The sequence below is a fragment of the Streptomyces sp. NPDC046900 genome, assembly GCF_040644975.1.
Taxonomy (GTDB): domain Bacteria; phylum Actinomycetota; class Actinomycetes; order Streptomycetales; family Streptomycetaceae; genus Streptomyces.
Window position 1 is genome coordinate 72,876 of record NZ_JBEYXD010000038.1, and the last position, 6,576, is coordinate 79,451.

At 67.0% G+C, this 6,576-nt stretch carries 6 protein-coding genes; all 6 read right to left on the bottom strand.

Annotated features, from left to right (window positions below):
- Positions 1 to 7: 7 nt before the first annotated feature.
- Entirely contained in the window at positions 8 to 880 is an 873-nt protein-coding gene (locus tag ABZ904_RS30055) for an FHA domain-containing protein (protein ID WP_359398257.1), read from the bottom strand.
- Between the two features lie 61 nt (positions 881 to 941).
- On the bottom strand, positions 942 to 1,853 hold the full coding sequence (locus ABZ904_RS30060; RefSeq protein WP_359398255.1) for a DUF881 domain-containing protein: 912 nt from the start codon (positions 1,851 to 1,853) through the stop codon (positions 942 to 944).
- A 5-nt stretch (positions 1,854 to 1,858) separates the two neighbouring features.
- Positions 1,859 to 2,191 carry a small basic family protein gene (locus ABZ904_RS30065; RefSeq protein ID WP_019708255.1) on the bottom strand — a complete coding sequence of 111 codons (333 nt, stop codon included), beginning with the start codon at positions 2,189 to 2,191 and terminating at the stop codon, positions 1,859 to 1,861.
- A complete protein-coding gene (locus ABZ904_RS30070) occupies positions 2,188 to 3,093 on the bottom strand; it encodes a DUF881 domain-containing protein (protein ID WP_359398403.1) in 906 nt (301 codons plus the stop codon). Before ABZ904_RS30070 ends, ABZ904_RS30065 begins: the two co-directional genes overlap by 4 nt.
- 99 nt (positions 3,094 to 3,192) lie before the next feature.
- Entirely contained in the window at positions 3,193 to 5,688 is a 2,496-nt protein-coding gene (locus ABZ904_RS30075; protein ID WP_361000341.1) for a mannose-1-phosphate guanyltransferase, read from the bottom strand.
- A gap of 90 nt (positions 5,689 to 5,778) precedes the next feature.
- Positions 5,779 to 6,408 carry a CDP-alcohol phosphatidyltransferase family protein gene (locus tag ABZ904_RS30080; RefSeq protein WP_361826739.1) on the bottom strand — a complete coding sequence of 210 codons (630 nt, stop codon included), beginning with the start codon at positions 6,406 to 6,408 and terminating at the stop codon, positions 5,779 to 5,781.
- Positions 6,409 to 6,576 lie beyond the last annotated feature (168 nt).

Here is a 6,576-nt window from a genome sequence, read left to right on the forward strand (position 1 = left end):
TGGCAGGTCAGATGCCCCGCTGACTCGCGTAGAAGACCAGCCTGTACTTGCCGATCTGCACCTCGTCGCCGTTGTGGAGCGGCACCTGGTCGATGCGCTCACGGTTGACGTACGTGCCGTTGAGGCTGCCGACGTCAGCGACCGTGAACGCGCCCTCAGGGCTCCGGCGGAACTCCACATGCCGGCGTGAGACCGTCACATCATCCAGGAAAATGTCGCTCTGCGGATGACGCCCCGCCGTGGTCAGGTCACTGTCCAGAAGGAAACGGCTGCCCGAGTTGGGGCCGCGGCGCACCACCAGCAGCGCCGAACCGAACGGCAGCGCGTCGACGGCCGCCTGGGCTTCCGGAGACAGCGTCGGGGTCGGCGTCTGGCCGGTGGCCTCCGCGTCGTACGCCTCGAGACCGGAAATGGAGATCGTGGAGGTCGTCTCGGAGGCACGCTCCGGAACGGCCCCCGGGCGAAGCGGGGCACCGCAATTGGAGCAGAAGCGGCTGTTCTCCGCGTTGCGGTGCCCGCACCTCGTACACACCAGAGTCGACATGTCCCCGAAACCTATGGGGCCGGACGCGCCATGGTCAACAGCCGCCGCGCCCTGACCTCCGGAAATGTCACCACCTGGACCAGCCACCTGGTCCCGGAACAGCGGACGCTGCCCCTGCGCTTCTCCCGGCTGTGCGCGATGGCGGGCCGTCGCGTTGTCACTGCCCTCTCGCGCGCTCTTGCCGAACAACTTCGCAAACAACTTCACGGGCGATTCCCCTTGACCGAAACAGACCCGCCCGTGGGGCAGGACGAACCCTGACTGCGTACATCGGCCGACCCGGACATCCTCACAACGTCCGTATCCACCAGACAGTTTCCACCACGCACCGCCCATTCGGTGCGCCGACCCCCCGCAACCTCTTGCCCCTGCCGGACCGGCTCCATGCACCCCCGGTTCACTGCGATGACGACCGAGCGTAGTCAGGCTGCTTCACCGCTCGCAAGGCATCTACGACGATCTTCGTGGAACGCTCCACGGTGACCACTGCCTGCTCCTTCTCGAGAGTCTGCACCACGCCTCCCGGGATGTTGAGCGCCGGCTCGAGATCCTCCGGTTTTCCGATGACCTTGAAACGATAGGGCTGGGTGATCTTGTTCCCGTCGACGCTCACGCTCTTCCCCGAGTCCGACAGGAACGTGCTGGCGACGACCCGGACGCCGTTCACCTCGATCGCCTCCGCACCGGCCGCGCGCAGCTCCTGGACCGCGTCGAGCAGCATGTCCGCCTGGACCGTTCCCTTCGTGTCCTCGATGGTCATCGTGATGCCAGGCCCCTGCGCCGCCACCGTGCCCGCAAGGATGCCGAGTTGCTTCTCCTTCTCGGCGGTCTGCTTGCGGGCCTCCTCGGCCCGGTCCGAGCTGTTCTCGAGCTCGGACCGCTGATCTTCGAGACCCTGCTTCTCGTCTTGAAGACGCTGCGTGCGGTCATCCAGTTCATCCAGGATGCGCACAAGATCTTCTTGGCGCGCACCGCGCAGGGCACTGCTGCCGTCGCTGTTGGAGGCGACCTGGACGGCAAGACCGAAACCGAGGCCGAACAGCAGTACCGCAACGATGAGTTGGGCCCGCGAGACCCGCAGCGGCCACAAGCCCTTCGCCAGGCGCTGACGGCCCGTCAGCGAGCTCTCCGGGTCCTGGCCGTCTTCGGGGTCCGCCGAGCCGGCGGCCGCCGCGGGGATCTCCTGCGGCAGCTCCCTGCGCAGCCGGTGCTCGGCGGTCCGGGACTCCTCCGCCCCCTGCGGCGCACCGGGGGCCTGGGACGGCTCCGGAGCCTGCGACGGCCTGTTCGTCGCTTCCTCGTCGCTCATCGGCCTCACGCCCGGAACACATGCCGGCGGATCGCCGCGGCGTTGGAGAAGATGCGGATGCCGAGGACGACGACCACACCGGTGGAGAGCTGGGCGCCGACGCCCAACTTGTCACCGAGGAAGACGATCAGCGCCGCCACCACCACGTTCGACAGGAACGACACCACGAAGACCTTGTCGTCGAAGATGCCGTCGAGCATGGCCCGCAAGCCGCCGAACACGGCGTCCAGCGCCGCCACGACGGCGATCGGCAGGTAAGGCTCGACGACCGCCGGAACCTCCGGCCGGACCAACAGACCGACCACGACTCCGACGACCAGGCCCAGTACGGCGATCACGATGTGCCCTTCTCTGTGCTCGGTTGTGCTGTACGTACGATCACACTCGGTGCGGCGGGCAGCCGGACGTCACCCTCGACGGAAATAGCGGTCCGGATCCCGTAGTTCTCCTGCAGCGCATGCAGGTACAACCCGTCGGCGCTGTTCTGGAACCTGGTGCTGAGCCGTTGACCGTCCCCCACCGCGAGCACCGTGTACGGCGGCACCAACGGCCTGTTGTCGACCAGTATCGCGTCTCCCGCCGCCCTGATCGCCGACAGGGACGTCAGCCGCTGCCCGTTGATCGAGATCGCCTCGGCGCCCGACTCCCACAGCCCGTTCACGACCCGCTGCATATCGCGGTCCCGGACCCGTCCGGTGTCGGAGAAGTCCGCGGTCTCACGAGGATTCCCGTTGCCGCCGGTGGTGGCTTCCTTGGCGTCGTTCACGACGAGCTTCACCCCGGGGCCGTGTACGGCGACGGCCCCCGACAGGATTCCGACGAGATCGGCACCGTCGCCGCTGCCGTCCTGCTTCAGGGCCGCCCGCTGCCGTGCGCTCACATCGTCCCGCAGTGCGTCGACGGTGCCCTCCAGCTTGTCCGCGGCCGCGGTCTCGCGCTGGATGCGGTCGATGAGCTCCTGGCGCTCCTTGGCGACCGTGGGGGCGGCCACACGCGCCTGGGCGGCGCCCACGGTCACCACGAGAGCGGCGAGCACGAGTCCCGCCGCGAGACCGAGCTTGGCCCGGACCGTCTTCGGCATACCGCCGGAGCCCTCGGCCTTCTTCCGGGCGGCGGCCTGCGCATATCCGTCGTCGAGGCTGTGATCCATGACGTTGGTGAGCAACGACATGGAAGCATCCGGGCGCGACGGGCGGCCGTATGTGCTCCGAACGGGGGGCGGCTGCGGCATGCAGCACATCGTCGCATGTCGTGACCGCATACTCCGAATGGCCCCACCGGCATGCCGGACAGGCACCCTTGGGGGCACTTGTCCGGCACGCACGCGTGCCCTCTGTTCTTACCGGCCGGCGCTGTCCACGACGGCCGACCACTCATCGAGCAGGGCCTGCGCGGAGGCGTCGTCGGGACCCTCGGCCCACAGATGGGTGACCGCCTCTGCAGGGTCGGGGAGCACCAGTACCCAGCGCCCGTCCGTCTCCACGACCCGTACCCCGTCTGTCGTGTCCACGGACCGTTCTCCGGCCGCCTCCACGACCCGGCGCATGACCAGACCCTTGACGGCCCACGGGGTCGCGAGATCGCGCTTGAGGACGTGTGCCCGTGGAATCCGCGCATCGATCTGGCTCAGCGTGAGCTGGGTCCGTGCCACCAGCCCGATCAGCCGCACGAAGGCGGCCGTCCCGTCGAAGACGCTGCTGAACTCCGGCACGATGAAACCGCCGCGCCCGTCACCGCCGAAGATCGTCGACTCCTCCCGGCCCACGCGCGTGAGGTCGTCCGGGGAGGTCGTGGTCCATTCGACCTGCGTTCCGTGGTACGCCGCCACCTGCTCGGCGATCCGCGTCGTCGTCACGGGAAGGGCCACCTTCCCGCTGCGACGCTCCGCGGCCACCAGGTCGAGCATCACGAGCAGCGCCCTGTCGTCCTCGACGATCCGCCCCTTTTCGTCGACGAGGGAGATCCGCTCGCCGACCGGGTCGAACCGCACGCCGAACGCGGCCCGGGACGAGGCGACGATCTCACCCAGCCGCACAAGCCCGGACCGACGAGCGTCGGCGGTCTCCGTGGGCCGGGACTCGTCCAGACCGGGGTTGATCGTCAGCGAGTCCACACCGAGCTTGCCGAGCAGGCTCGGCAGCACAAGCCCGGCACTGCCGTTCGAGGCGTCCACGACCACCTTGAGGTCCGACTCGGCTATCCCGGAGGTGTCGACACTGCGCAGCAGCGATCCGGTGTACGAATCGAAGACGCTGGACGGGAAGTAGAGGTCCCCGATCTCGCCGGGGAACGCACGCCGGTACTCCTGCCGCGCGAACACCCGGTCCAGCTTCCGCTGACCGGCCTGCGACAGATCGGCGCCCTGGCTGTCGAAGAACATGATGTCGACGGAGTCCGGCACACCCGGCGAGGTTCGGATCATGATTCCGCCGGCACTGCCGCGAGCGGTCTGCTGCCGGGCGACGGGCAGCGGCACGTTCTCCAGATCCCGTACGTCGATCGCGCTGGCCTGGAGCGCCGAGATGACGGCGCGCTTCAGCGCTCGTGCACCACGGGAGTGGTCGCGGGCCGTGGTGACCGTCGAACCCTTCTTCAACGTGGTGGCGTACGCGCCGGCCAGTCGTACGGCCAACTCCGGGGTGATCTCCACATTGAGAATGCCGGACACCCCGCGGGCGCCGAAGAGGTGCGCCTGGCTCCTGGACTCCCAGATGACCGAGGTGTTGACGAAGGCGCCGGCCTCGATCGTCTTGAACGGGTAGACGCGCACATTGCCCTGGACAATCGATTCCTCACCGATGAGGCACTCGTCGCCGATGACCGCGCCGTCCTCGATCCGGGCCGCACGCATGATGTCGGTGTTCTTCCCGACGACACAGCCACGCAGATTGCTGTGCTGGCCGATGTAGACGTTGTCGTGGACGACGGCGCGGTGCATGAACGCCCCGCTCTTCACGACGACGTTCGAGCCGACGACCGTGTGCTCACGCAGTTCGGCACCGGCCTCGACCTTGGCGTAGTCGCCGATGTAGAGAGGGCCGCGCAGCACGGCGTCGGGGTGCACCTCGGCACCCTCCGCCACCCAGACTCCCGGCGAGATCTCAAAGCCGTCGATCTCTACGTCGACCTTGCCCTCCAGGACATCGGCCTGGGCCTTCACATAGCTCTCGTGGGTGCCGACGTCCTCCCAGTAGCCCTCGGCGATATAGCCGTAGATCGGCTTGCCTTCCTTCATGAGCTGCGGGAAGACGTCGCCGGACCAGTCGACGGGCACATCGGGCTCGACGTAGTCGAAGACCTCGGGCTCCATGACATAGATGCCGGTGTTGACCGTGTCCGAGAAGACCTGGCCCCAGGTCGGCTTCTCCAGGAAGCGCTCGACCTTTCCTTCTTCGTCGACGATGGTGATGCCGAATTCCAAAGGATTGGGCACACGCGTCAGACAGACGGTGACCAGAGCACCCTTTTCCTTGTGGAAATTGACCAGATCGGTGAGATCGAAATCGGTCAGGGCATCACCGGAGATGACGAGGAATGCATCGTCCTTCAGTGCTTCCTCTGCGTTCTTGACGCTCCCTGCGGTACCGAGTGGCTTCTCCTCGTTGGCATACGTGAGCTCCATACCGAGCTCCTCGCCGTCCCCGAAGTAGTTCTTGACCAGCGAAGCCAGAAACTGCACGGTCACGACGGTCTCGTTGAGCCCATGCCTTTTGAGCAGCCGCAGCACATGCTCCATAATCGGCCGATTGACCACCGGCAGGAGCGGCTTGGGCATGCTCGAGGTCATCGGGCGAAGGCGCGTGCCTTCGCCTCCGGCCATCACGACGGCCTTCATGTCGGAAGCGTCCTCCTCTAAGAGACGACGGTCCAGCCGACTTCACCCGTCTGATTGTCCCGCAGTTTCCCCGAGCGGGCCATCGAGCCGCTACGGCCGCCAATCGGCGGGCTCATCAGCCTTGGCGTCCGCCCTGACAAGGCGGCGGACCTGGACCACGTAGAGGACTCCTGCCCACCAGTAGAGGGTTGTACCCCACCCCGCGAACGCCCATCCGAAAATAGCAGCCAGTGACGCGATCCATCCGCTTCCGTCACTGAGAAGCAGAAGCGGGAACGCATACATCAGGTTGAACGTGGCTGCCTTCCCGAGGAAGATCACCTGAGGCGGCGGATAGCCGTGGCGCCTGAGGATGCCCACCATCACCAGCAGAACCAGCTCGCGCGCCACGAGTACCGCGGTCAGCCACAGGGGCAGGATCTCGCGCCAGGTGAGCCCGACGAGCGTCGAGGCGATGTAGAGCCGGTCAGCAGCGGGATCGAGCAGCCGGCCGAGGCTGCTGATCTGGTTCCAGCGCCTGGCGAGCTTTCCGTCCAGGTAGTCGCTGACGCCGCTCAGCACGAGCACGAGCAGCGCCCAGCCGTCGCTCTTCGGGCCGCCGAACTCCGGCCTGAGGATGAGCCACAGGAACACGGGCACGCCGACGAGCCGCGCCATGCTGAGGATGTTCGGGATGGTGAGGACCCGGTCCGTCTGGACACGGGTCTCCTGGACCTCCACCCGGGGGCCTCCTGCGGGAAACGAGCCAACTATGCCCCCTGACCATACCTGCACGGTTCACGCGGCAGTAAGGAGGGGGTGGGAACATGCCCCTGAAATGCAGAAAACCCCGCACCATAGGTGCGGGGTTTTCCCAAGATTTGTTCGGCGGCGTCCTACTCTCCCACA

What these genes read in the sequence shown, in the direction of transcription:
- ABZ904_RS30055 (WP_359398257.1), bottom strand. Translation starts at nt 880, where the DNA reads ATGGGCGGTGCGTGGTGGAAACTGTCTGGTGGATACGGACGTTGTGAG.
- ABZ904_RS30060 (WP_359398255.1), bottom strand. Translation starts at nt 1,853, where the DNA reads ATGAGCGACGAGGAAGCGACGAACAGGCCGTCGCAGGCTCCGGAGCCG.
- ABZ904_RS30070 (WP_359398403.1), bottom strand. Translation starts at nt 3,093, where the DNA reads ATGTGCTGCATGCCGCAGCCGCCCCCCGTTCGGAGCACATACGGCCGC.
- ABZ904_RS30075 (WP_361000341.1), bottom strand. Translation starts at nt 5,688, where the DNA reads ATGAAGGCCGTCGTGATGGCCGGAGGCGAAGGCACGCGCCTTCGCCCG.